The sequence below is a fragment of the Gordonia sp. LMA484 genome, assembly GCF_058129505.1.
Genome location: NZ_CM176700.1, coordinates 2,336,694 through 2,360,169 on the forward strand (window position 1 = coordinate 2,336,694; position 23,476 = coordinate 2,360,169).

21 protein-coding genes are annotated in these 23,476 nt (G+C 67.7%); 2 read left to right on the forward strand and 19 right to left on the reverse strand.

Annotated features, from left to right (window positions below):
* Positions 1-182 precede the first annotated feature (182 nt).
* The 19 genes from AC4AMJ_RS10155 to AC4AMJ_RS10245 all read right to left on the reverse strand — a co-directional run bounded on the left by AC4AMJ_RS10155 (position 183) and on the right by AC4AMJ_RS10245 (position 20,897).
* Positions 183-509: a YggT family protein gene (locus AC4AMJ_RS10155; RefSeq protein WP_489896126.1), complete on the reverse strand. Its 327-nt coding sequence runs from the start codon at positions 507-509 to the stop codon at positions 183-185.
* 261 nt (positions 510-770) lie between these two features.
* A complete protein-coding gene (locus tag AC4AMJ_RS10160; RefSeq protein ID WP_489917987.1) occupies positions 771-1,493 on the reverse strand; it encodes a cell division protein SepF in 723 nt (240 codons plus the stop codon).
* A 95-nt stretch (positions 1,494-1,588) separates the two neighbouring features.
* Entirely contained in the window at positions 1,589-2,338 is a 750-nt protein-coding gene (locus AC4AMJ_RS10165) for a YggS family pyridoxal phosphate-dependent enzyme (RefSeq protein ID WP_489896128.1), read from the reverse strand.
* 6 nt (positions 2,339-2,344) lie between these two features.
* Positions 2,345-3,067, reverse strand: a complete 723-nt coding sequence (gene pgeF / locus AC4AMJ_RS10170) for a peptidoglycan editing factor PgeF (protein WP_489917988.1) — start codon at positions 3,065-3,067, stop codon at positions 2,345-2,347.
* Between the two features lie 8 nt (positions 3,068-3,075).
* Positions 3,076-4,248, reverse strand: coding sequence for a cell division protein FtsZ (gene ftsZ / locus AC4AMJ_RS10175; RefSeq protein WP_489896130.1), 1,173 nt, complete (start codon positions 4,246-4,248; stop codon positions 3,076-3,078).
* 217 nt (positions 4,249-4,465) lie between these two features.
* Positions 4,466-5,116, reverse strand: a complete 651-nt coding sequence (locus AC4AMJ_RS10180; RefSeq protein ID WP_489900937.1) for a cell division protein FtsQ/DivIB — start codon at positions 5,114-5,116, stop codon at positions 4,466-4,468.
* A gap of 53 nt (positions 5,117-5,169) precedes the next feature.
* On the reverse strand, positions 5,170-6,795 hold the full coding sequence (murC, locus tag AC4AMJ_RS10185; protein WP_489917989.1) for a UDP-N-acetylmuramate--L-alanine ligase: 1,626 nt from the start codon (positions 6,793-6,795) through the stop codon (positions 5,170-5,172).
* 65 nt (positions 6,796-6,860) lie between these two features.
* Complete coding sequence (gene murG, locus AC4AMJ_RS10190) at positions 6,861-8,060, reverse strand: undecaprenyldiphospho-muramoylpentapeptide beta-N-acetylglucosaminyltransferase (RefSeq protein ID WP_489896132.1); 1,200 nt, start codon at positions 8,058-8,060, stop codon at positions 6,861-6,863.
* A gap of 65 nt (positions 8,061-8,125) precedes the next feature.
* Complete coding sequence (gene ftsW / locus AC4AMJ_RS10195) at positions 8,126-9,913, reverse strand: putative lipid II flippase FtsW (protein ID WP_489917990.1); 1,788 nt, start codon at positions 9,911-9,913, stop codon at positions 8,126-8,128.
* Positions 9,910-11,466: a UDP-N-acetylmuramoyl-L-alanine--D-glutamate ligase gene (murD, locus tag AC4AMJ_RS10200; RefSeq protein ID WP_489896134.1), complete on the reverse strand. Its 1,557-nt coding sequence runs from the start codon at positions 11,464-11,466 to the stop codon at positions 9,910-9,912. The genes ftsW and murD overlap by 4 nt, the downstream gene beginning before the upstream one ends.
* Before the next feature lie 10 nt (positions 11,467-11,476).
* Positions 11,477-12,571: a phospho-N-acetylmuramoyl-pentapeptide-transferase gene (gene mraY, locus AC4AMJ_RS10205; protein ID WP_489896135.1), complete on the reverse strand. Its 1,095-nt coding sequence runs from the start codon at positions 12,569-12,571 to the stop codon at positions 11,477-11,479.
* Between the two features lie 82 nt (positions 12,572-12,653).
* Positions 12,654-13,115: a UDP-N-acetylmuramoyl-tripeptide--D-alanyl-D-alanine ligase gene (locus tag AC4AMJ_RS10210; RefSeq protein ID WP_489917991.1), complete on the reverse strand. Its 462-nt coding sequence runs from the start codon at positions 13,113-13,115 to the stop codon at positions 12,654-12,656.
* Positions 13,112-14,758 (reverse strand): UDP-N-acetylmuramoyl-L-alanyl-D-glutamate--2,6-diaminopimelate ligase, encoded by a 1,647-nt coding sequence (locus AC4AMJ_RS10215; RefSeq protein WP_489896137.1) that lies wholly within the window; start codon positions 14,756-14,758, stop codon positions 13,112-13,114. The genes AC4AMJ_RS10210 and AC4AMJ_RS10215 overlap by 4 nt, the downstream gene beginning before the upstream one ends.
* Positions 14,759-14,914: 156 nt before the next feature.
* Positions 14,915-16,831, reverse strand: coding sequence for a peptidoglycan D,D-transpeptidase FtsI family protein (locus AC4AMJ_RS10220; protein ID WP_489896138.1), 1,917 nt, complete (start codon positions 16,829-16,831; stop codon positions 14,915-14,917).
* Positions 16,832-16,852: 21 nt separating this feature from the next.
* A complete protein-coding gene (gene ftsL / locus AC4AMJ_RS10225; RefSeq protein ID WP_489917992.1) occupies positions 16,853-17,728 on the reverse strand; it encodes a cell division protein FtsL in 876 nt (291 codons plus the stop codon).
* A complete protein-coding gene (gene rsmH / locus AC4AMJ_RS10230) occupies positions 17,728-18,741 on the reverse strand; it encodes a 16S rRNA (cytosine(1402)-N(4))-methyltransferase RsmH (RefSeq protein WP_489917993.1) in 1,014 nt (337 codons plus the stop codon). Before rsmH ends, ftsL begins: the two co-directional genes overlap by 1 nt.
* A gap of 199 nt (positions 18,742-18,940) precedes the next feature.
* Positions 18,941-19,381: a division/cell wall cluster transcriptional repressor MraZ gene (mraZ, locus tag AC4AMJ_RS10235; RefSeq protein ID WP_489896141.1), complete on the reverse strand. Its 441-nt coding sequence runs from the start codon at positions 19,379-19,381 to the stop codon at positions 18,941-18,943.
* 471 nt (positions 19,382-19,852) lie between these two features.
* Positions 19,853-20,254 (reverse strand): SCO2097 family morphological protein, encoded by a 402-nt coding sequence (locus AC4AMJ_RS10240; RefSeq protein WP_489896142.1) that lies wholly within the window; start codon positions 20,252-20,254, stop codon positions 19,853-19,855.
* A gap of 169 nt (positions 20,255-20,423) precedes the next feature.
* Positions 20,424-20,897: an SAV_6107 family HEPN domain-containing protein gene (locus tag AC4AMJ_RS10245; RefSeq protein WP_489896143.1), complete on the reverse strand. Its 474-nt coding sequence runs from the start codon at positions 20,895-20,897 to the stop codon at positions 20,424-20,426.
* Positions 20,898-21,154: 257 nt separating this feature from the next.
* On the opposite strand from AC4AMJ_RS10245, the gene AC4AMJ_RS10250 reads away from it, so the two are divergent.
* Both AC4AMJ_RS10250 and AC4AMJ_RS10255 read left to right on the forward strand, forming a co-directional pair.
* Positions 21,155-21,808, forward strand: coding sequence for a GNAT family N-acetyltransferase (locus tag AC4AMJ_RS10250; protein WP_489917994.1), 654 nt, complete (start codon positions 21,155-21,157; stop codon positions 21,806-21,808).
* Positions 21,805-23,451, forward strand: a complete 1,647-nt coding sequence (locus AC4AMJ_RS10255; protein WP_489917995.1) for a phytoene desaturase family protein — start codon at positions 21,805-21,807, stop codon at positions 23,449-23,451. Before AC4AMJ_RS10250 ends, AC4AMJ_RS10255 begins: the two co-directional genes overlap by 4 nt.
* The last annotated feature ends 25 nt before the right edge of the window (positions 23,452-23,476 follow it).

The following is a 23,476-nucleotide window of genomic DNA, read 5'->3' on the forward strand; positions in this document are numbered from 1 at the left end:
ACTGGCGTCAAATCCTGTCACACGAGAACCGTTCGTAGCACGAGATCGATGCGCTCCTGCAATCAATCGGTCACTCGAGGATGACTCAACGGTAGACCACCGAACGTCGATGGTCACGAAGTGGTCACGAAAGAGAATCGGCGCGTCGCGCAAGCCCGTACGGGCCCCGCAATCCGCGCAGGTCAGCCGAGTCCGGCGATCGCCAGCGCCGCGGCCGAACTACGGCTCAGCGAACTGACCACCTGCATGGCGATCAGGACGACGATCATCACGATCATCAGCGAGAGATCTAGTCGCACGGGACCCAGAGGAATCGGCGGCAACACCCGGCGCAGCGCGCGGATCGGCGGATCCGTCGCAGTGAACACGACCTCGATGATCACCACCGCGATCCCCGTGGGACGCCATTCGCGGGCGAAGGTGCGAACGAGCTCGACGACGAGTCGCGCCAACAGAAGCAGCCAGTAGATGAACAACAGGTAATACAGAACCTGGAACAGAATCGTCACGCCTCAAGGTTGCCTGAAATGTCGCAGCTGTGCCTAAACGGCCCGCTCGCTGCGCTCCCGGCGCCCATGCCCAACCGGCCCGCTCGCTGCGCTCCCGGCGCCCATGCCCAACCGACCCGCTCGCTGCGCTCCCGGCGCCCATGCCCAACCGACCCGCTCGCTGCGCTCCCGGCGCCGGACGACAACACCCCGCCCACCGAGGCCTGGTGGGCGGGGAGCAGATGCGGTGTCGTCAGGTGGTGCGTGGTTCTCGGTACCGGGTCAGCTGTGGTTGTAGAAGCCGGTCTCGGCGATCTTCCGACGATCCTCGGGCGACACATCGATGTCCGGAGGTGAGAGCAAGAAGACCTTCGTCGCCACCTTGTCGAACGATCCGCGCAAGGCGAATGCGAGGCCGGCGGCGAAGTCGACGAGCCGCTTGGCATCGTCGTTGCTCATGTCGACGAGGTCCATGATCACCGGATTGCCGTCCCGGAAACGCTCCCCGATCGTCCGGGCCTCACCGTAGTCCGACGGACGAAGAGTCGTGATCTTGTGCAACGGACCATCCGCGAAGACTTGCTCGAGCTCGACACGCGGATCGGAACCGCCGCCCGCCCGGACGACGCCGGCGTTGCGCATCGCCGACCGTTGCAGCGGTTCGAGGCGGTGGGCCCGCATCCGCTCCACCGGCTCACCGTTGTGACGCCCCCCGGCGTACGCATACTCCGGCACGGCCTCGAACTCGTTGGGGTTGTAAGGATTGCCCACGAAGGACTGCTGGTCGAACTCCGGCGGGAATCTCCGGTCGTCGACGTAGGCGTAGTCCGCATCACGCGGCCCCTCACGGAAGCCCGGTTCGCGATAACCCGGTTCACCGTAGTAATCGTCCCGATACGCGCGGCCACCACGACCGGGGCCACCCGGCTCCTCCAGGTAGTCGTCCTCGTAGTCACCCGGAGGCACCATGCCGAAATATGCCTTGAACTTCTGCATCGTGGTCATAGCTGGCCTCTCTGTTGTCCAACGCTGCCGGGGGGAGCAGTGAGTGGTGCAGTATTTGATCTATGTGCTCGTTGGTTCTCATGTGACCAATGTGATTACTGAGAGACTATCGGTCGCGGCCCCATGATCGCGGTACCGACACGCACGCATGTCGATCCGTGCGCCACCGCCGATTCCAGGTCGCCGGACATGCCGGCCGACAACTCCCGGGCCGCCGGATGATCGACGACGAACTCCGCTTGCACCTGCGCCGCTCGGGCCATCCATCGTTCGGCGGGCCCATCGAGCGGCGCGATCACCATGAGTCCGCGCAGCGACAGACCGGGCGCCGCCTGCACCCGTTCGGCGAGGGCCGGCAGCTCGGTGACCAGGGCGCCCCCACGGTGCGGATCGCCATCGAGACTGACCTGCAGCAGAATTCCGAGCTCTGACTCCCGGGCACCACGGTCGAGAGCGGACTCCGCGCCCCTCGCGAGCGCATCGACGACCTTGTCGCGGTCGACCGAGTGGACCGTACGCGCCCACTCCGCGATGGTCTTCGCCTTCTTCGACTGGACACTGCCGATCATGTCGAAGACCGCACCACCGAGGTCTGCTTCGCCGCCTCGGAGCTCCGCGACCTTGCGTCCGGCCTCCGGCTCGCGGGACTCGCCGAATGACCGCGCGCCCAACGAGATCAGATGCCGGACATCGGATGCCGGGAAGTACTTCGTCACCACCAGCAGTTCGACGTCGCCGGGTGCACGGCCGGCCACGGCGATCGCCGCATCGAGCCGGGCCTGAGCCGCAGCGTAGCCCTGCGCCAGTTCACTTCGCCGAGCGTCGGCGTCCCCGCGGCCGATCATGCCCGGTCACTCACCGTCCCCGCCCTGCGAGTCGATCCAGATCAACGACGCCAGGCGACCGGTCGGCGCACCTCGACGATGGCTGAACAGTTCCGGATCCTCGATCGTGCAGCGAGGATCCGCGGCCACCGCGGCAACACCGGCCGCGAGCAACTGTCGCCGAAGACCGGCGCGGAGGTCGAGACCGGTGGTCCCCTTCTCCGTCACACACGCGCTGCCGGGTAGATGCTCCTCGACGTCGCGTTGCATGTACGGGGGTACCTCATAGTGAGACCCACACGCGGCAGGGCCGAGCAACACACCGATGCGTTCGGGTCGGGCACCGAGCCGAATCATCTCGCGCAACGTCGCCCCGATGATCCCCACTCGCGCGCCCACGCGCCCGGCATGCACGCCGGCGATCACACCGGCCTCGTCGTCGGAGAGCAGCACGGGAACGCAGTCGGCGGACAATACCGCCAGTGCCAGATCGGGTTCCGTGGTGACCAGAGCGTCGGTCGCGGGGACCGCCTCGTCGACAGGTTCGCTGACCACGGTGACGTTGCGACTGTGGATCTGCTCCATCCAGACGATCCGTCCCGGCGGCAGACCGATCTGTTGGGCGAGCCGGGTCCGGTTGTCGGCCACAGCTTTCGGATCATCCCCTACGTGATCGCCCAGATTGAACGAGTCGTAGGGCGCCACCGATACGCCGCCGGATCGGCTGGTCACCACGCGGCGTACCTGCACGGCCGGACTCAGCGCTTCATGAACGACGGCACATCGACGTCGTCATCGTCGAGAGTCACGTTGTTGCGCCGTGGACGCTCCTGCGCCTCGACGAACGGATCGCCTGCGCCGGACGGCATCTTGCCGAACAGCGGATCATTGTCCTGGGACTTGGCGGCAACCGAACCCGCCTGGCCCGGGGTGACCGCCGACTTTCCGGCCGCAGCCGCAGGGATCTCGGTACGCTTACGCGGTGTGCCACCGTCGAATCCGGCGGCGATGACGGTCACCCGCACCTCGTCGCCGAGATTGTCGTCGATCACGGTGCCGAAGATGATGTTCGCGTCCTCGTGCGCGGCCTCCTGGACCTGAGTGGCCGCGTTGTGGATCTCGAACAGACCGAGATCGCTGCCGCCGGCGATCGAGATGAGCACACCGCGGGCGCCTTCCATGGAGGCCTCGAGCAGCGGCGAGTTGATGGCGGCCTCGGCGGCCTTCCTCGCCCGCTCCTCGCCCCGCGACGACCCGATGCCCATCAACGCACTGCCGGCGTCGCTCATCACACCCTTGACGTCGGCGAAGTCGACGTTGATCAGGCCCGGAGTGGTGATCAGGTCCGTGATTCCCTGAACACCGTTGAGCAGCACCTCATCCGCGCTGCGGAAGGCATCCATCAAGCTGACCTGGGCGTCGCCGAGCTGCAGCAGGCGATCGTTCGGGATGACGATGAGGGTGTCGCAGGATTCGCGCAGCGCGGTGATGCCCGCCTCCGCCTGCCCACCACGGCGCTTGCCCTCGAAGGAGAACGGCCGGGTCACCACACCGACGGTCAGGGCGCCGAGCTTGCGCGCGATGGATGCGACGACCGGCGCGCCGCCGGTCCCGGTGCCGCCACCCTCACCGGCGGTCACGAACACCATGTCGGCACCCTTGAGGAGTTCCTCGATCTCGTCGCGGGCATCCTCGGCGGCACGCCGACCCACCTCGGGGTCGGCGCCCGCGCCGAGCCCACGGGTCGAGTCCCGACCGACGTCGAGTTTGACGTCGGCGTCACTCATCAACAGGGCCTGGGCATCGGTGTTGATCGCAATGAACTCAACACCTTTCAGTCCCTGTTCGATCATTCGGTTGACGGCATTGACACCGCCGCCGCCGATGCCGACGACCTTGATCACGGCCAGGTAGTTGTGCGGTGGCGTCATGTGCCCGCCTTCCTCGTTTGATATCCGAAACCCTAAACCTGAACCATAGATTTAGAGTTATGTCAAGTAGTTGGATGTTGGGGATGACGCTAGGCATCGAAGGGCCGCCCCGCCAGCAACGCCGCGGCGTGTCGCGAACTTGACCTGCCGATTTTTCTGCTGTGACGCCGGATTTCGACATCGGGGCCGGTCCAGGAGGTGCAGGCCGGCGCGACGATCACTTGAGCGCGGGGAACTCCGGGCTCGACACGTTGTATGTTGTCGCCGGCCGGGTCAACAGTGCATCGAGGGTTCTGGCCTTCTCGGCTCCGCGCTCGGCGTCGCCCCAGACCACCGTCTTGTCTCCCTTGAGGGTGAACTCGATGTCGACCGGCGAGGACGCCGTGACCTTGGTGAGCCGACCTGAGATCGATTCCGGCAGTTCGGCGACCGCCCCGAGAGTGGCCACCGTGGTCGGGTCGCTGGGCCCCGGGTTGGGTGTGGAGAACTCCGGCAGGCCGTTGATCTCGGGCGGGACGCCCGTCGCGGTGTCATAGGTGAGGTAACCGACACCGGAACGATCCAGCACATGGATCTTCTGACCGTCGACGATCTTGACCACCGGCTGACGCTCCACCACCGTGATGGTGAGTGCCGACGGATAGCTGCGCTGCACACGCACCGATTCGATCGATGGGATGGCGGCGATCCGCTGAGCGACCGCTTGCGTGTCCACCTGCAGCAGCGGTGTGCCATCGGCGACGTGCGCGGCGCCGATGATCTGATCCGTGGGGACGGCCTTGTTGGCCTGTACGTCCGTCGAGCGCACCGCCATGAGCGGCGAGTAGTAGGCGATGAGGCCCAGGCCGACGACGACCGCGATGACCATGAAGGTGCCCAACAGAAGTCGGGACCGTCGTGATCGGTGGCGCCGGTTCCCGATCACGGTTGCTGCCCAGCGGGGTCCGCCGCTCCCGTGCTCGCGGCGGGGGAACGAGTGGCCGGGCTGTCCGCCACGCCCGATGCGGGCGCGTCGTCCACGGGCCTGAGCGCGTCGAGGATCTCCGGTCCCTGCATGGTGATGTCGCCGGCACCGAGGGTGAGCACCAGGTCACCGGTTCGGGCGACCGCGGCGACGGTGCCGGCCAACGCCGACAGGTCGGGTTCGAAGGTGACCGGGCTGGTGAGCCGATCGGCGATGGTCGCACCACTGATACCGGGTATCGGTTGTTCCCGGGCGCCGTAGACATCTGCCACGACGACCTCGTCGGCGAGGTCGAGCGCCGAGGCGAAGTCGTCGGCGAAATCGCGTGTCCGGGAATACAGGTGGGGCTGAAACACCGCGATGACGCGGCCAGGGCGATCGTCCCCGTCCGGTGCCCGCTCCGAGGAGAGGCTGCCGACCGCCATGCGAGCAGCGGTGAGCACAGCACGCACCTCGGTGGGATGGTGGGCGTAGTCGTCGTAGACGTCGACACCGCCTGCGCGACCACGGAACTCGAAACGCCGATGGACCCCACTGAAGGCGGACACCCCGTCGATCACGCCGGGCAGCTCACCGCCTGCCCGCACGCACGCGACCGCGGCGCCGATGGCGTTGAGGGCCATGTGTTTTCCCGGCACGGTCAGCTCGATGGTGCGTTCGACGGCCGGATCGGCGATCGGAGGGCCGAACCGGACCCGGGCAACTCCCCCGGCGCCACGTGCCGACCAGGAGAGCAGTGTCGCCACCGGTATGGCCGACGGTGCGAGGTCGGCATGCACTCCCTCGCCATATCCGAGGATCGATATCCCACGCGCGGCCAGTCGCTCTGCGCATCGCCCGGCGAAGGCCGCGGCTCCCTCGTCGTCGAGGCAGACGATCAGCGACCCGCCCGCCGCGATCCGGTCGGCGAACGAGTCGAACACCTCGACGTAGGCCTCACGGGTCCCGAAGAAATCCAGGTGGTCGACCTCGATGTTGGTGACCACGACGACATCCGGGGTGTACTCCAGCAGGGAGCCGTCGCTCTCGTCGGCTTCCGCCACGAAGATCGGCCCGCTCCCGTGATGCGCGTTGGTTCCCGACTCGTTCAGTTCGCCACCCACCGCGAAGGACGGATCGAGTCCGCAATGTTGCAGGGCGACAACCGCGATCGACGTCGTCGACGTCTTACCGTGAGTGCCTGCCACGAGCAGGGATCGATAGCCGGCCATCAGTTCGGCCAGCACGTGCGGTCGCAGCAACACGGGGATACCACGGGACCGGGCGGCGACGAGTTCCGGATTCGTCTTCGGGATGGCGGCGAGCGTCGTCACGACCACCGACGGTCCGCCGGGCAGCTGGTCGAGCGCCGACGGGTCGTGCCCCACCTGGATGCGCGCGCCACGGGTCCGCAACGCGAGGATGCCGCGGCTGTTCTTCGCATCCGAGCCGGACACCTGGCCACCCCGGGCCAGCAGGATGCGCGCGAGACCGCTCATCCCCGCACCACCGATTCCCACCATGTGCACGCGACGCAGCTGTGCGGGGAGTTCACCCGTCGGTGCGACACCGCCGCCGCCGTTCACCTCGGGCCCGCCGCTCATCGACTCACCTCCGCCGCCATCGCTGTCCGGCCGATCGGCATCGGCCCCGTCGTGCACATCAATTGTCACCGCTGCGGCCCGGATCGGGCCGAGCGAAACGCGGAGCGAAGCCGACCGCGATACAAACCGGACCGATGCTGCGCAGCCAGATCGAGGGCCGCCGACGCCACCGCATCGGCGGCATCGCGATGCCCGGTGCCGGCGGCCGCCGTCGACATCGCGGCCAGACGACCCCGGTCCGTCAGCATCGCCGGGACCTCGCGGGACACCCAGTCGATCGTGATGTCGGCGTCGTCGACGATGACGCCGCCCCCGGCCTCGGCCACCGGCAGAGCGTTGAGCCGCTGCTCACCGTTGCCATGCGGAAGCGGGACATAGATCGCGGGTAGGCCGGTGGCCGACACCTCGGCCACCGTCATGGCGCCGGACCGACACATGACGAGGTCGGCGGCCGCGTACGCCAGGTCCATCCGCTTGAGGTAGCCCACCCCGCGGTACGGCGGCGCACCGGCGGGTGAGACCGGGTCGATCGAGTTCTTCGGCCCGAACGCGTGGAGCACGCCGATCCCGGCGTCGCCCAATGCGCCGGCCGCTCCGGCCACCGCGTCATTGAGTCGTTGCGCTCCCTGGGAGCCACCGAAGACGAGCAGGGTCGGCGCTTCTTCGTCGAGACCGAAGTAGTGTCGCGCCTTAGCGCGCAGGGCGGGACGGTCCAGTTCGGTGATCACACCACGAACCGGGATGCCGACCACCTCGGCCTCGAGCCCTGATCCCGCGACGGCGGCCATCACCCGATCGGCGAACCGCGCACCCACTTTGTTCGCGATCCCCGCACTCGCATTGGCCTCGTGGATGATGATCGGCAACCGGCTGCGGCCACGGACCCGCAGCCGGGCGGCGAGATAGGCCGGAAGTGAGACATACCCACCGAAACCGACCACCACGTCTGCATTGACTGCGGAGAGCACCGATCTGGTGGCGGCGACGGATCCGATCAGCCGTGCGGGCGTCTTCGCCAACTCGATCCCGGGTTTGCGCGGAAGCGGCACCGGCGGGATGAGCTCGAGCTGATAGCCGCGTTCGGGTACCAGGGAGGTCTCCAGGCCGCGCGTGGTGCCCAGCGCGGTCACCCGCGCGGTCGGGTCCAGTCGACTCACCGCGTCTGCCACCGCGAGGGCCGGTTCGATATGACCGGCGGTGCCTCCACCGGCGACAACGACCGACAGCGGCCGATCCGACCGCGATCGGCCTCGCTCAGAACTCACCGGTGCCCTACTCCATTTCCCATCGTGTCCGTCGACGCGTCGCGGACGAGCGCTCCCGGGCCGGGTCAGCGCCGCCACGCCGAGGATCGCCCTCGGTGCGCCGATTCCGGTCGCGGGTCACGTGAGGCGTACCCGCCCGGCTTCCGGTCGCTGTCCCAGCGACTCGAACCGCCGCCGGTCGACCCCGATGCCGCCGGACGACCGTCACGCCCGACACCTCGTGTGCCGGAATACCCCGTACGGTAGTCGACTCGCACGGGCGACGTACTCGGTGCCCGGCCGCGACGGGTGGATCGTCGATCGGGTACCGCGGTGGCCTGCGCACGGCGGCGTGGGCGCAACCGCGACCAGCCGGACTGCTCCGCCGCCGACGGCTTCGACGACGCCGCGGGTGACCGGCGGCCCGCGGGTGACCGTCCACGGTCCGGGCGTCGGCCGTCGAGACGGTCCCGTAGGGCATCGGCGCGGGTGGGTCGATACGCCACCGGCGCGGGCAAACGCAGCAAGCGAGGAAGACGTCGCTGATCGCCGCCACCGAGGGCGGCGACCGCCTCGGGCTCATGCCGCGCGGCGTTCGCCAACAGCCCGAGCATCGCCAGCACCGTCAACGTCGACGTTCCGCCGGCGGACAGCAGCGGCAGCTGGATGCCGGTGACCGGCAGCAACCCGATGACGTAGCCGATGTTGATGAAGGCCTGCGCGGTGATCAGGACAGTGACAGTCGCGGTCATGAGCCGCAGGAACGGATCCACCGAACGAGCGGCGATCCGGAAGCCGATGAATGCGAGGATGGCGAACAGGATCACCACCAACAGGCCACCGATCAGTCCGAGCTCCTCGCCGATGATCGCGAAGATGAAGTCGTTGTGCGCATTCGGCAGATAGTTCCACTTGGCACGGCTCTGCCCGAGGCCCACGCCGAACACACCGCCGTTGGCGAGGGCATAGGTGGCCTGCCGTGCCTGATAGCCCGCACCCTGCGGATCGTCGATACTGCCCAGGAAGCTCAGCACCCGCTGCGAACGGTAGCCCTCGACGAGCGCCAGCAGAACGGCGATCGCGGTACCGGCGCCGGCGAAGGTGAGGAACACCTTGACCGGCAGGCCGGCAAACCACAGCAGTGCACCGACGATGATCGCGATGGTGATGGTGGTGGACAGGTTGGGTTCGAGGATGATCAGCAGACAGATGAGCAGAGACACCGGCAGCAGCGGGATCAGCAGTTCCTTGAGCGACGCGTTCTCCCTGCGCCGCGACGCGAGCAGGTGCGCGCCCCAGACACACAACGCGACCTTCACCAGCTCCGACGGCTGGACCGACAGTCCTCCGACGACGAACCAGCGTCGCGCACCCTGGCTCAGCGTGCCGATGCCGGGAATCAGCACCAGGGCCAGCAGGATCGTGGTCACCACGATGAGTGGTGCGGCGGCGCGCCGGAGCAACCGTACCGGCAGGCGGAGCATGACGTAGAAACCGACGAGTCCCAGCAGCGCGAAGATGACCTGCGTGGCGAAGAGCCCGTAGGCCGAGCCGTCCTTCGAATAGCCCTCGACCGACGATGCGGACAGCACCATGACCAGACCGAAGGCCGTCAGCAGGAAGGCGATCGTCAGGATCAGGTGATACGACGCCAGCGGTCGCGAGAGCAGATTCCGGACCGCCTCGACGACGGCGGCCGGCCACGAGCCACCCGGTACCGCCGCGGCGGCCGACGTCTTCGTGGCCCCGGCGCGCCGGGAATCGGACCTCGCGCGGGCATCGGAATCCGCGGCTGTGTTCCTGCCGGCATCGGGCTTCTCGGCATCGCGGCGCTTGCCTGCGCCGTGCGAGCGTGAGTCTGTCGGGGTGCTCACCGGGATGATCCGCTCGGGACCTCTGCTCCGGGAAGTGCGCGGGCCGCGGCCGCGAACGCGTCGCCCCGCTTGCCGTAGCCGGCGAACATGTCCAACGATGCGGCCGCCGGCGCCAGCAGCACGGTGTCCGGCCGGTCCTCTGCGATGCGGGCGAGCTGCGCGGCGACGTCGACTGCGCGGTACATCACCGCGTCGGCCGGGTCGTCGCCGGATTCTGTGCGCCTCGAACCGGTGGGGTCGCCGAGAGAATTCGGCACGAGGTGGCCCCCGGGGTCCGCGGTGGCGTGCTGAACGGTCACGCGCCCATCGTCCCCTGTGAATACTGTGACGGTTGGGACTTCTGGGGCGTGTCGCGAGATCGCCTCGACGATCAACTCCCGATCGCGGCCGATCGCCACCACTCCGGCGAGTCGGTCTCGTGTGTCGCGGATCATCTCGTCGACCGCGGCACCCTTCAACAGGCCGCCCGCCACGAGCACGACCCGGCGATGTCCCAGGATCGCGGCATGCGCCGCGTGCGGATTGGTCGCCTTCGAATCGTCGACGTAGGCCACGCCGTCGACCCGGGCCACGACCTCGCCGCGGTGGGCGGCGGGGTGGAAACCGGCCAGTCCGGCGGCCACCGCCTCCGGCGGGACGTCGGCGGCCAGGGCCAAGGCAGCTGCAGCCAGAGCGTCCGAGACGCCCGACGGACCGGGCGGGTGAATCGCGGAGGATTCCACGAGCGGCCGGGGCGCACGACCGGGTCCGAACGCCCGGTCGACGAGCGTGCCGTCGCGAACCCCGAGTTCCCCATCCCCCGGTTCGCCGAGGGTGAATCCGACGCGTCTGCCGGCCACCGGCAGCCCGGCCGCAACACGGTCGTCGAGTCCGACCACACCGATCTGCCCGTGCAGCGCGATCTTCTTGGCATCGGCGTAGGCGTCGAACGACCCGTGCCAGTCGAGATGATCGTCGGCGATGTTGAGCACGACGCCGGCATCCGGCGCCACCGACGGAGCCCAGTACAGCTGGAACGACGACAACTCGGCACAGAGGACATCGACGCGCGGTTCGGCCTGCATGGCGTCGAGAACCGGCAGCCCGATGTTGCCGCAGGCGGCGACGGACCGGTCCGCGGCGACCATGATCTCGGCGAGCATCGACGTCGTGGTCGTCTTGCCGTTGGTCCCGGTGACGACCAGCCAGATCCGCGGCGGCCCGAGGACCCCGGCCCGGTCGAGACGCCAGGCGAGTTCCACCTCACCCCACACCGGCACTCCGGCGTGCATGGCAGACGTCATGAGTGGATGTGACGGCGCGAATCCGGGCGATGCGATGACCAGGGCCGTATCCGACGTCCAGCTGTCGTCGTCGAGCAATGCCGCCATCCCGACCAGGTCGATCCCGGCCCTGCCCAGGTCGTCGTCACCGGGCGGGTCGGGGTCGAACCGCGTGTCGGCCACGGTGACATGCGCGCCGGCGCCGGCCAGGTATCGGGCCGCGGACCGACCCGCCGTCCCGGCCCCAGCGACCAGCACGGCGGCGCCCGCCACTGCGCCGACGTCGACCACACGCCCTCGCTCAGCCACTGACGGCCAGGAACTCGCTGTAGAACAAGGAGAGGCCGAGCGCACAGGCGATCGCCGTGAGCAACCAGAACCTGATGATCACGGTGGTTTCGGCCCACCCGCCGAGCTCGAAATGATGATGGAACGGCGCCATACGGAACACCCGTCGCCCGGTCGTACGGAAGAAGGCGATCTGGATGACCACGGAGATGATCTCGGCCACGAACAGCGCGCCGATGACCACGGCGATCAGCTCGGTGCGGGTGGTGATCGACAACCCGGCCAACATGCCGCCGAGGGCAAGCGACCCGGTGTCGCCCATGAAGATTTTCGCGGGCGCGGCATTCCACCACAGGAAGCCCAGGCACGCACCGCCGCCCGCGACCGCGATCAGCGCCAGGTCGAGTGGATCCCGGACGACATAGCAGCCGGGCGTGATCTCCTGGGTCGCCTTGGGCCCGCCGGTGCAGGCGTTCCGGTACTGCCAGAACGTCACCAGCACATAGGACCCCAACACCATGGCCATGGAACCCGCGGCGAGTCCGTCGAGACCGTCGGTGAAGTTGACCGCGTTGGACCACGCTGCCACGACCAACCAGCAGAAGATCACGAAGACCGCCGACCACATCGATATCGCGTCGATGTCCCGCACATAGGACAGATGTGCGCTGCCCGGGGTGTACCCGGCGTCGTTGCGGAACTGCAGCACCAGGATTCCGAAGAGGATGGCGGCGACGAACTGCCCGATCGACTTCGCGGTCTTGTTGAGTCCGAGATTACGGTGTTTGCGGATCTTGATGATGTCGTCGAGGAAGCCGACACCGCCGAGTGCCGTCGCCAGCCCGAGGACCAGTAGACCGGACGCGGTGGGGCCGGTACCGCCGGTGAACGCGCCGACGATGTGGGCACCGAAGTAGCCCGCCCACAATGCGACCAGGATCGCGACGCCGCCCATCGACGGCGTCCCCCGTTTGGTCTGATGACTCTGCGGCCCCTCGACCCTGATCTCCTGCCCGAACCCCTGGCGCGTGAACAATCGGATCAGGAACGGGGTGAGCAGGATCGACACCGCCAGCGCGATGCCACCCGCGATCAGGATCTGTGTCACCGCGTCGTCCCCGTCTGCCCTGTCACCCTTGTTGCTCTCTCTCGTCTGTCCCGCTGTGTGTGTGCGCTTCGGGCCCACGGACTCACGCTGGGCCTCCTCGCCACAGATCTGCCAGCGCGACGATGTCGGGATCGCCGGCTGCGACAAGTACCACGTCGCCCTGTCGTGGGCGCCAGTCGTCGGCGGAGCTCAACACCTCGCGTGCCTCGCCTGCTGTTGCGACCAACCGGACCTCGTCGCCCCAGGAGCCTTCCATCACCGCACCCTGGTGCAGCGCACGGACCGCCCGCGATGCACCCACACACAGGGTCTTGTCCACGGCGAGTCGGACTGCCTGGCGCCCGAGCAGGTCATGCTCGACAACGCACTCGTTCTCCGACATCCCCTCGGCCACCGACACCTCCCCCAGGATCGCCCATGTCCGGACCCCCGGGTTCCCGGCGCGCGCCGCCGACCCGGCTTCGGCCAGGTCTCGCAACATCTTCCGTGCGGCGCCGACGTCGACCGGGGCCGGTACCACGAGGACCTCCGCCATGCCGGTCATGCGCCTCCCGCCCGGTCCGAGGGTGCGTGACCGATGTCCGCGAGTGCGTCTGCGGCCACGACACGATCGTCGAACGGATGCTTGACGCCGTTGATCTCCTGACCGGTCTCGTGGCCCTTCCCGGCGATCAGCACGGTGTCGCCCGGCGTGGCCCAGTCGATCGCGGCCCGGATCGCCGCGGCCCGGTCCCCGATCTCCCGGACCTCGGCACGGGTGTCCACTCCGTCACCTGTGGGCTGCGCACCGGCGAGCACCTGCGCACGGATCGTCACCGGGTCCTCGGTGCGGGGGTTGTCGTCGGTGACGATGACGAGGTCTGCACCACGAGCAGCGATTTGTCCCATCAGCGGCCGTTTACCGGTGTCCCGGTCGCCTCCGGCGCCGACCACCACCGCGATACGCCCGTGCGATTGGTCTCGCAGCGTGGCGATCACCGCATCCAAGGCAGCCGGTTTGTGCGCGTAGTCGACCACGACGAGGAAGTCCTGTCCGCGGTCGACCCGCTCGAGCCGGCCGGGCACCGACACCCCCGCCACGGCCTCGATCGCCGTCGCGACCGGTACCCCCGCGCCGACCGCGATCGCGATCGCCGTGAGGGCATTCGCGACGTTGTAGCGGCCGGGCAACGGCACGGTCAATTCGTGGCGGGTACCGCCCGCCACGGTCACCGTCGCATGCTGCACGCCGTCGCCGTCGACCACCGAAGGTCCGGCCTGCCATTGGGCGGGTACCGGCCCCGTCGATACGGTGACCGGTTCGGACTGCCGATCGCCGGCCGACCGATCGCCACGGGCGACGTCGACCATGCGCCGACCCCATTCGTCGTCCACGCAGATCACCGAGCGCACGGCCCGGGTCGGCGAGGACGGGGCGAACAGTCGCGCCTTCGCATCGAAGTAGGCCCGCATGGTCGGGTGGAAGTCCAGGTGGTCCTGCGACAGATTGGTGAAGGCGCCGATCGCGAAATGCGCACCGTCGACCCGACCGAGTGCCAGCGCATGACTCGACACCTCCATGACCACCGAGTCCACGCCGCGTTCGAGCATCGTCGCCAGCATCGCCTGGAGCGTCGGCGCCTCCGGCGTCGTCAGGGCGCTCGGCAGTGCGACGCCGTCGATCCGCGTCTGCACCGTCCCCATCAACCCCACCGAATGACCGGCGGCCATCAGCGCGGCCTCGACCATGTAGGCGGTCGAGGTCTTCCCCGACGTCCCGGTGATGCCGATCAGCTTCAACCGCTGGGATGGATAGCCATAGATACGGGCGCTCATCGGTCCGAGGACCGAGCGCGGATTGGGATGGATCAGGACGGCGCACGTCGCATCCGGCCCGAGCACCCGGGACAGCTCAGCGCGTCCCGCCGGATCGGTGAGGATCGCGGTGGCACCCGCGGACAGGGCCTGATCGGCATAGCGGGCACCGTGCGTGCGGTCGCCGGGCAATGCCGCGAACAGATCCCCGGACACCACGTCCTGGCCGCGCAGGGTCACTCCGGTGACCTCCGTCTCCGCTGCCACGGCTCCGATGAGATCCACGCGCGCTCCGGTGGCCGCGGACAACACCGACACCGGGGTCGGGGACACGGTGGTCGGCCGAAGCATCCCCGCAGCGTCTTTCGTGCGCTTACGGCGAGTCGACGCCATATGCTGGTCCCGCCTCCTAGCTGGTCATCTCGGGCGGCGGCCCGGGCCGGGCACGCCAGAACGCACTCACGATACCGTCAGTGGCCCGTCGTCTGTGTACCGGCGAGCCCCGACGCCGAACACCGTCCGTCACACGCCTGCGGTCTGCACCTCTGGTCAGCGACCCACCAGTGTCAACGGCGGTGTCGGATGGGCCGAGAGCGGCACCCGGTCCCGTTGGAGCAGCCACGACGCGATGGTGCCGAACATCGGCGCCGCCGACTGACCCCCGCTGCCGTCCGAACTACGCTTGGGATTGTTCAGCATGATGCCGATCACATAGCGCGGGTTGTCCGCCGGTGCGATCCCCGCGAAGGTGATGTTGTAGCGCGAATTGGAATAGCAACCGCAGCCGGGATCCACCTGCTGCGCCGTTCCCGTCTTGCCCGACAGCTGATATCCGGCGACATCGCCGGTGTAGCCCGTCCCCGACTGCACACCCATCGGATCCTTCTGCAGCACGGCCCGAAACATGTTCCGGACGGTCGTCGCCGTCTGCGGACTCACCACCCGGATACCCGCCGGGCGTGCCATCTCGTCGAGTGACTGACCGTCACGTTGCTCGGACAACAGGATTCGCGGCGGAACCCGCACACCGTTGTTGGCGATCGTCTGGTACATGCCGGTCATCTGCAGAAGGGTCATCGAGAGACCTTGCCCGATGGGCAGGTTCGCGAAGGAGCCGCCGGACCACTGGCTCAGCGCAGGAACCTCGCCTGCACTCTCTGCGGGCAGCCCCACCCCGGTGCGCTGCCCGAGACCGAATCTATTGACCATGTCGGCGAATCGCTTCTCACCGACCTTCCGCGCCAACATCAGGGTTCCGACGTTCGAGGACTTCCCGAAGATCCCGGTGGTGGTGTACGGCTCGACCCCGTGCGACCAGGCATCGTTGACCGTGACCCCGGCCATGTGGATGCTGCCCGGGACGCGATGGACCTCGTTCGGTGTGGTGACCCCGTACTCGATCGCGGCCGAGGCGGTGATGATCTTGTTCACCGAGCCGGGTTCGAACGGTGAGGTCACAGCCGGGTTGCCGAGATCGGCGTTCTTCTGGTCGGCCAGCGGTTGCGCGGCGTTGAAGGTGTTGTCGTTGGCCATCGCGACCACCTCCCCGGTGTGCGCATCGAGGACGACCGCGGAGGCACTCTTGGCGCCTGAAGCGGCCTTGGCCGCCGACACCTGGCTCTGGACGAACCATTGGACATCGGAGTCGATGGTCAGCCGGACGGTGCCACCGTTGAGAGCCGGATGCACGTTGCGCGTGCTGCCGGGGATGATGGCGCCGTCCGAACCGCGGTCGTAGGTCTTCGATCCGTCGGTGCCGGCGAGCGTCGAGTCGAGCGATGCCTCGAGTCCGATCAGGCCGTTGCCGTCGTAGTTGACGTCGCCCACGATGTTCGCGCCGAGGGACCCGCCGGGATACAACCGGATGCTCTGCGGGTCCGCACCCACCTCGGGGAACTCCGAGGTGATCTTGCCCGCCACCTCAGGGCTCACCGACCGGGCCAGGTAGACGAACGTGTCGTCACTCTTGAGCTCGGTCAGCAGGTCCTGTTCGCTGATCGAGCCGCCCAGCGCCGATGACACCCCCTTCGCGATCTCGCCGAGGCGCTCATCGACGTCGGGGAGGGCGTCGTCCTTCTTGTGTGCCTCCTCGATCGACTTACGCACTGCCTTGGGGAGGAAGGTCAGCGCCCGTGCCTCATCGGTGTAGGCCAGCGGCCGTCCGTTGCGATCGAGGATCGCACCTCGCTTGGCGGTCAGCACCTGGGTGTACTCGCGCTGCTGAGCGGCTTCGGCGGACAACGACGACGACTCGATGGTGTGCACCACCACCATGCGGATGGCGACCGCGACCACAGCGAGGATCACGATCGCCCCGGCGATCCGGCTACGCCCGAGAAATGAGTCGGGCCTGCGGGGACCACCTCCGGACGAGGCAGGTCTCCCACGCCCCCCCGGGCGGCCGGACCCCCCGCGTCCGCTTCCGGACGAGCCCATGTCGAGGCGCTGGAAGACGGCACGTGTCATGGATGTCAATTGTCCACTCGACTAACGCGATTCCGCCGAATTTGAGCTCGGCGCGTTGCCGGTCGGGGGCAACACATTCGGAGCGGGTGCGACCACACTCGGTACCGGCGCACCAGAACTGCCCGGTGCGGGCGCCGGCGTCGCGGTCGAGGCGGGGGTGGTCGCGCCCGGGTTGGCCGAATCGGAGTTGTCGCCCGAACCGGTGTCGGCCGAATCGGTGCCCGCCGAATCCGATTCGTCGCCGGAATCAACGGCGTCGCCGGGCAATCCTTCGGAGTCGTCCACCTTCTTGGGGTCGATCGTGGCCACCGGATCCGGCGAGGTCGGCGGATTGATCGATCGCAACGCCTTCCCCTGCGCCGGCTCCGGATCGCCCACCACGCGAGGCTTCCCGGTCCCCGTCACGATCATCCGGGCCGGATTCTGGGCAGGGATCATTCCCAGGCGGGATGCCTTGTCCGACAATTCAGGCGCCGAATTCCCGGATTCGTAGGTCCGTTTGAGCGAGTCACGTCGATCGAGCAGTGTCTGGTTCTGCTGCCGCTCGATACCGAGCCGATAGGAATCCGCGGCAGCCTTGGTGGACAACCACAAACTCACCCCCAGTCCGATCACCAGCAGGGCGATGACCGGCACGACGAAGGGAACGCCGGTGATCCGATCCCGCAGGGACACCGAGCCACGTGCCGACGCCGGGTGTGACCGGGGCGAGCGGACCGTCTTCGGCGACACCCGGGCCTCGCGCTCGAGTCGCTTGGCGCGTCGATCGATCGCACGTTGCGCGGCACGAGATCTCGTGGCACGCGCGTTGTCACTCCCGTCCCGTCGCCGTGTCCGTTTCGGGGCGTCACCGGCGACCTCGTCCTCATCGATGTCGATGTCAGCCATCACGGTCATCAGCGATCCCCTTCTTCCACACGTTCGATCACACGGACCCGGACAGGGGCCGATCGCGGGTTCCGGTCACGTTCGACGTCGTCGGCACGTTCCGCACCTCGGGTGATCAGCCGGAAATGCGGCGCCGAGCCGGGCAATTCCACCGGCAACCCCTTCGGGGACGTCGATGTCGTTCGGGATGCAAACTCCCGCTTGACAATTCGATCTTCGAGCGATTGATAACTCATGACGGCCAGCCGACCGCCCACCCGCAGCGCCGACAAGGCTGCCGGCAGCGCTCGACGTAACGCGTCGAGCTCGTGGTTGACCTCGATCCGCAGTGCCTGGAACGTACGTTTGGCCGGATGCCCGCCGGTGCGACGGGTGGCCGCAGGAATCGTGCGGTAGAGCAATTCGACGAGACGGGCACTGGTGGTGAAGGGTTCTCGCTCACGCTCCCGGAGGACCGCCGATGCAATCTTTCCGGCAAAGCGTTCCTCGCCGTATTCCGAGAGGATGCGGGCCAGCTCGCCATGTGAATAGGTATTGAGAATCTCTGCCGCAGTGAGTGATTCGGACGAATCCATCCGCATGTCCAGCGGGGCGTCCACAGCGTAGGCAAAACCCCGATCCGGCCGGTCGAGTTGCATGGAGGATACGCCCAGGTCGAACAGCGCGGTGTCGATCCGCGCGATGCGCAAGTCGGACAGGACGTCCCCGATCTCGTCGAATCGCGCCTGCCGAAACGTGATCCGATCCCGATGCGCAGAGAGTCGCTCACGTGCGATATCGAGCGCGGTGGAATCCCGGTCGATGCCGATGACGTGGACACGGGGGTCGGCGCGCAGTATCAATTCGGTGTGACCGCCGGCGCCCAGCGTCGCGTCGACGAAGATCGGTTCGGCATCGGCGTGGGCGAGAGCCGGGGTGATGAGTTCGATCATCCGATCGGCCATGACCGGGAGATGTCCGAACTCACCGGAGCGTTCCGGTGGCCCTGACCGGCCTTCCGGTTCCTCCTGGCGTGCGTTCACCGACCTGCTCCTCGGACTGTGCGGCTCGACTCGATCGCTGTTGAATACGGCGCCGACGGCGCCTGGGTGTCCGATGAGGCGGGGTCTCGGCCCGACTGCGCACCTGGCGTTGGGGAAGTACGCCAGGGTCGCACCGGGCCGAGGCCTCGACCCACCCGATCCGCTATTCATCTGTCTGCCTGCCCGATCGGCCCTGCGCTCAGAGCACGGAGTCCAATGCGGCAGAACCCGCAGCGGAGAAGTCCTCCTCATGCGCGCTCTGGTAGTCACGCCAGGCCTGCGCGTCCCAGATCTCGAGGTGGTCGAACCCGCCGATCACCACACACTCTTTCGACAAGCCGGCGTAGGACCGGTGTTCGGCCGACAGGGTGATCCGACCCTGTCCGTCGGGGCGCTGCTCATCGGTACTCGCGAAGAAGTACCGCTGAAAAGCCCTCGCCTCTGCGTTGTTTCGCGATGCCGCCATGGTCCGCTCCGCGATCACGTCGAACTCTTCGGCCCGATACACCGACAGGCTGCGGTCTTGGCCTCGTGTGACCATCACCCCTCCTGCCAGTGCCTCGCGAAACTTGGCGGGCAACGTGAGTCGCCCCTTGTCGTCCAACCGGGGCGTGTAGGTGCCGACAAATCGCGCGGACATGTCGTCACCTCCTGCCCCACCAGGTTCGACGTCCGGTCCGTCTCACCCAGTGCTGCCACAGTACCCCACTTTCCACCACTTTCCACCCCCAACACACCACAGTTCACCCACGCCTGTGCAAAAGACCAGTTCAGAGAGTCAGATGCGCTGGGTGAGCGTGTCGCGTGCCGCGTCCGGCGAGCCGATGGAGCCGATACTGGTGATGCCGGAGACCGCCAAAGTGCCTGATGAGGAGTCAGATTCTCCGCGGTGGGGCAAAGTGGGGAACCCAGGTGGGGTGAAGTGGGGAACGCGGGTGGGGTGCAGTGGGGAACCCAGGTGGGTCGAGTGGCGAACACAGGTAGGTGAGGTGGGGAGGCCATTGCGGGCCGGAACTTGCTTATGACAACAAAAAAGCCGCACACCGTGACGGTGTGCGGCCTGACGCGATGGTCATGCGCCGGTCATGTGCCGACGAACGCGCGGGAGTGGTTACTCCTGTTCGAAACGCCGGTTGAAGCGCTCTTCCATGCGCTCGGAGAACTTGCGCTTTGATCCCCCGGCACGGGGTTCCTTGGCGCTGCCACGTCCGGGGCCGTCCGACCCTGAGCCGCGACCACTACCACCCCACAGCGCCAGCAGGCCCGCCCCGAACATGATCAGGAAGCCGATGAGGCTGATGATCGGGAATCCGCCGACACGAACACCGATGACGAGCCCACCGACGAGGAGAACCAGACCCACGACGAAGATGGCCACCGCCTGCAAACGACGCCGACCACTGGACCTCCCGAGGCGGCGACGCTTGACGCTCGACGCGAACTTCGGGTCTTCGGCATACAGAGCGCTTTCGATCTGTTCGAGCATCCGCTGCTCGTGCTCCGAAAGAGGCACCGACCCTCCTTACTCCCAACTCCACCGACCCGACCCCAGACCCCACGATCCGTGTACACCGTCGGTGCCGTTCAGCCGCTTGTACGGCCTTCAAACATCATGATACGAGCAGAATCACCTGGCGACCACCATTACCCTCCTTTACCCGCAGTTGCGTCGAATTCCTCACTCACGCGGTGCGGTCGGACCGGGCGGTCTGATGGGCCAACTTGCCCTGCTCGTATGCGATCAGGATCGCCTCGACATCGTCGAGAAGGTCGATGACTCGCCGGCGCATGGCGGCCACTGCGCGCTCGTCCACCTCACGGACCAGACCCGACTCGATGTCGAGCCGAACCCGTGAGCGGGCGGCGAAGAACTCGGCGTGCCCGGCCAGGGCCGGTACGACCATCGGTAGACGGTTCCAGGCACTTCGCGAGCGGGAGCGTCGGACCGGACGGGTGGAGGGCTCATAGATCTCCAGCACCGCACCGGCAGCACGGAGGGCGGTCAGGTAGAACTGACGGAAACGCTCGGCTGCATCGGTGACCTCGTCGGCGTTGTCGAACAGGATCAGGGCACGATCGAGCAGGTCACGACTTCGACGCACGATGATCGGATCGATGTCCGTCGCCGACCCGCGGGCCGGGATCGAGCTGTGCATGGCCACCTCCCCGTGGCTCGACGACCGCCTTCTGCTGTTCACGGTCCCTGTTGTACAACGCCGGCCCGACAGCTGACGCTTCCCTCGTCATGCTGTCGGGCCGGCGCATCGTGTCGGCGGGGTGATTGACAGAACAGCTTGCGGAGGCTGATTCATCGAACACCCGTTCGACATATTCAATATAGCTAGCGGACGGCAGACCTTCAAGGCGACCGTCGGCACGGATGCCCAGAGTTCGACGAGAGGACAGACGTTCGTTGACGATCCGCCTCGTTGACCTGACCGGACAGGATGCTCACGTGTGGCTCCAGCCCGCGCTCGACATCTACGTGACCGCGATGAACTACCCGCGCGGCACCGAGATCCACCGTGCGGCGCTGTGGCGCGAGCACATCACACGGCCCGGCTGGCGTGCGGTCGGGGCGGTGGCGACCGTCTCCCCCGCCGAGATCCGCAGCCCTCAGGTCGCCGGCCGCCACTTGTCCCGGCCGGTTGCGGTGGCCGACAACGAACTGCTCGTCGGAATCGCGTACGGCTACCGGGGAGCACCCGACCAGTGGTGGAATCAGCAACTCCGCGTCGGGTTGCGTCAGTCCGGAGTCGCTCCCGCGGCCGTCGAGGAGATCACCCGGGACTATTTCGAACTCACCGAACTCCATGTCCATCCCACCGCCCAGGGCCGGGGCGTCGGGCAATGGCTACTCGGACGACTGCTCGCCGGACGGCCGGAGGGCAAGGTCTTGCTGTCCACGCCGGAGATCCCGGCCGAGGAGAACCGCGCCTGGGCGCTGTACCGACGACTGGGCTTCACCGACGTGCTGCGCAACTTCACCTTCGCCGGTGATCCGCGTCCCTTCGCCTTCCTCGGCCGCCCTCTGCCGATGGTCGCCGACGACTCGGTCACGACATGACGATCCGCCGGCGCGTTCCGGGCCGCCCCACCTCCACCGACGGTCGCGGCCACCACCTCGTCGACGCCGTTGTCGTCGGAGCGGGCCACAACGGACTCGTCGCCGCCGCATATCTCGCCCGGGCCGGACGGTCGGTCCGGGTCGTCGAGCGCGACGATGTCGCCGGCGGTGCCGTATCGACCGTTGAGCGTTTCCCGGGCTATCGCGTCGACCGCGGGTCGTCGGCGCACCTGATGATCCGTCACTCCCCGATCCTCGACGAACTCTCACTGGCAGATCACGGGCTGCGCTACGTCGACTGCGATCCGTGGGCATTCAGTCCGGCGACCGAGTCAACGGCGCCGATCATCTTCCGCACCGATCTGGACGCCACCTGCGCCTCGATCGAACGGGCCGTCGGCTCCGTCGACGCCGATGCTTATCGCCAGTTCGTGCAGGTTTGGCGTCCGCGGGCCAAGGCTGTGATGCGTTCCTTCTACTCGCCGGCGGGCCCCGGACGATTCGCCGCCGCGTTCACCGGGCTGACGAACACCGCGACAACTGCGCGCAGCGGGCCGATCGGACGACGCACCGGCGCAATGCTCTCGCTCACCCAGGAACTGATGTCGTCCGGGGACAGTCTGCTCGACCGCTGGTTCACAGCTGAACCCCTCAAGGCCGCGCTCGCCTGGTTCGGAGCCCAGTCCGGCCCGCCGATGAGCGCACCGGGAACCGCCCCGATGGTCGGATTCGCCGCCCTTCAGCACGACATCCCACCCGGCCGTGCGATCGGCGGCAGCGGCGCGCTCACCGAGGCCCTGCTGAGTCGCCTGGCCATCGACGGCGCAGACGTGCGGCTCGGTCGGGCGGCCACCGCCATCACACCGTGCGGTGACCACTGGCGCGTCGAGACCTCCGGCGAGCCAGGACACTGCACGACGACGGTGATCGCGGCGTGCCATGTGCTGACCACCCTCGATCTGCTCGCCGCGGGAGGTCACGACCGTACGGTCATCGATCGCTGGCGACGTCAGATCGTCGTCGGCGACGGGATCGGCATGGCCGTCCGGCTCGGCACCGACGCGCTCCCCGACTATCGGGATCTCCCGTCGGATCTCCCGCCCCACGGCGTGCAGTCGGCCCTCGGGCTACTGGTCACCGATCGCGCACAGCTGCGCCGGGCACATGCCGCGGCGAGTGTCGGAACGCTGCCGGACCGGCCCGCATGCGTGGCGATGGGCTATTCGGCGATCGATCCGACGCTCGCGCCTGCGGGTAAGCATCTGGTCAATGTGTGGGCCCAGTGGCATCCGTATCGTCTCGCGGACGGCACGAGCTGGTCGGCGGCGGGCTCTGCCGCCGCGTCGGCGATCACAGCGGAGCTCGATCGGTATGCACCGGGATTCACCGATCACATCGAGCACACGCACGTGCAGACCCCGGCAGACCTCGAGAACGAACTCGGCCTGCTGGGCGGCAACATCATGCATGTCGAGATGAGCATTGATCAGATGTTCTTCTGGCGACCGCATCCGGACCTGTCCGGGCACCGGATCCCGGGAGCCGACGGCATCCTGCTGGCCGGGGCGTCGACGCATCCGGGTGGAGGGGTGACCGGCGCGAGCGGTCGCATCTCGGCGCACCTGGCGCTGCGTCGCCGATGATCCCGCATCTGCGCGGTCGTGGTGC

Bases quoted from the DNA above. Each gene is read 5' to 3' on its own strand.
- AC4AMJ_RS10210 (WP_489917991.1), bottom strand. From the start codon at position 13,115: ATGACCGGCATGGCGGAGGTCCTCGTGGTACCGGCCCCGGTCGACGTC.
- AC4AMJ_RS10245 (WP_489896143.1), bottom strand. From the start codon at position 20,897: ATGCACAGCTCGATCCCGGCCCGCGGGTCGGCGACGGACATCGATCCG.
- AC4AMJ_RS10215 (WP_489896137.1), bottom strand. From the start codon at position 14,758: ATGGCGTCGACTCGCCGTAAGCGCACGAAAGACGCTGCGGGGATGCTT.
- AC4AMJ_RS10165 (WP_489896128.1), bottom strand. From the start codon at position 2,338: ATGATCGGCCGCGGGGACGCCGACGCTCGGCGAAGTGAACTGGCGCAG.
- AC4AMJ_RS10160 (WP_489917987.1), bottom strand. From the start codon at position 1,493: ATGACCACGATGCAGAAGTTCAAGGCATATTTCGGCATGGTGCCTCCG.
- AC4AMJ_RS10220 (WP_489896138.1), bottom strand. From the start codon at position 16,831: ATGACACGTGCCGTCTTCCAGCGCCTCGACATGGGCTCGTCCGGAAGC.
- ftsZ (WP_489896130.1), bottom strand. From the start codon at position 4,248: ATGACGCCACCGCACAACTACCTGGCCGTGATCAAGGTCGTCGGCATC.
- AC4AMJ_RS10180 (WP_489900937.1), bottom strand. From the start codon at position 5,116: ATGGTCATCGCGGTCGTCGTCGGCCTGGGCCTCATCGCCTACTACTCG.
- AC4AMJ_RS10255 (WP_489917995.1), top strand. From the start codon at position 21,805: ATGACGATCCGCCGGCGCGTTCCGGGCCGCCCCACCTCCACCGACGGT.
- murC (WP_489917989.1), bottom strand. From the start codon at position 6,795: ATGAGCGGCGGGCCCGAGGTGAACGGCGGCGGCGGTGTCGCACCGACG.
- mraZ (WP_489896141.1), bottom strand. From the start codon at position 19,381: ATGTCCGCGCGATTTGTCGGCACCTACACGCCCCGGTTGGACGACAAG.
- ftsL (WP_489917992.1), bottom strand. From the start codon at position 17,728: ATGACCGTGATGGCTGACATCGACATCGATGAGGACGAGGTCGCCGGT.